Raw genomic sequence first — 1,401 nt, forward strand, 5'->3', positions numbered from 1 at the left:
AGATATTAAATCCAATTTTAAGATAACCATGGAATTTAATAAAAAAAGAGAATTTAATAATCTAATACAAGTAAAGATAATTGTAAGAAATCCAGAGAATAATAAAGATGAAGCTGTAACCTATACATATATAAGAGGTGCAGAATAGTGAAAATAAATTCTGAAAAAGGGTTAACCTTAATTGAATTACTAGCAACATTGACAATTTCAATTATTATTTTAGGTTCTATATATGGTGTTCTTGTAAGTGTAAATAAGAATTATAAAAACTTATCCGAAAAAAACTTATTACGGCAAGAAGCAAATTTAATAGTAACTACTATAAAAAAAACCTATCTAGCAAACTCCGTTTTTATATTAAAGTCTTACCAGGGATCGGGCTTTATCGGATTAAATGAAAGTGAACCACTTAATTATCTAACAAATCAAAATATCAAAATAACTAGTTTTTTTGCATGTAACGAGGAGATTATAGATGCAAACAGGAACAAATGTGAAATAAAGAATGAGGCTAAAAATATTACAACATTTGAACCACTATACTTAAAAATTACACTTTCTAACGATATTGGACAGACTTATGAAATTAATACTATGATTAATAAGTATTAGGAGTGGGATTATGAAAAATGAGAAAGGCTCATCACTTATTGTAGTACTTCTCATCATTACTTTAATTTCAGTTTTTTCTCTTGTTATTATGAGTTCCACCGTAAATTCACGGATACACATTAATAATACAGAAAAAATAAACGTATCAACTGATATAGCTGAGATGGGAATAACGCACTATGATACCTTATTTACTAATTCTCTACATAATGCCTATAATGTGTCAGAAAACCTAACCAAATTATATGAAGATAGTAAGATTTACGAGACAATTAACAATAAAAAAACTGAGCGAAAACCAACACAGGAAGAAATTATTAAATACTTTAATGACAGATTTTGTGAAAACTTATTGGAAGGGAATCCTATAGTTAAGGAAGTATATTCTGGCAAGTTTTCGGTTGAAAATTATGAGTACAATATTAAAGTTTCTGAAGCACCTAGTGTAGGAGAATGTCAATCTAATAATAGTTTATTAATTGTTTTTACTAGTGAAGTTAAAAGTGATTCTAAAACTACAATTTTAACAGGGGAAATAACTGTTAATAAAGATAGTATCGGTCAGTCTATCGGAGAAAACTCCATACCTAAAAATACGATGGTAGTAACTAACTCTATAAAAGGTAAAAGTTTAACTTATAGTGATTCAGTAATATTTGAAAAGGCTGTAACTTTAATTGGAAACGGGAAAATAGATATAGGAGGAACAGCATTCTTTAAAGATAAATTAGTAATACTTGGATCAAAGGCAATAATTAATATCGATGGAGACGCTTACTTTTTTCAGTT

General features: G+C 27.8%; 2 protein-coding genes. Both read left to right on the forward strand.

The features are described 5' to 3' along the window. The first annotated feature begins 147 nt into the window (after positions 1-147). Positions 148-612: a PilW family protein gene (locus V7149_RS18050; RefSeq protein WP_335346995.1), complete on the forward strand. Its 465-nt coding sequence runs from the start codon at positions 148-150 to the stop codon at positions 610-612. A gap of 10 nt (positions 613-622) precedes the next feature. Further along, positions 623-1,401 (forward strand): hypothetical protein (locus V7149_RS18055; protein ID WP_335346996.1); only part of this gene is annotated, 779 nt, incomplete at its 3' end.

Source organism: Bacillus sp. JJ1503, from assembly GCF_036965125.1.
Taxonomy (GTDB): domain Bacteria; phylum Bacillota; class Bacilli; order Bacillales; family Cytobacillaceae; genus Cytobacillus.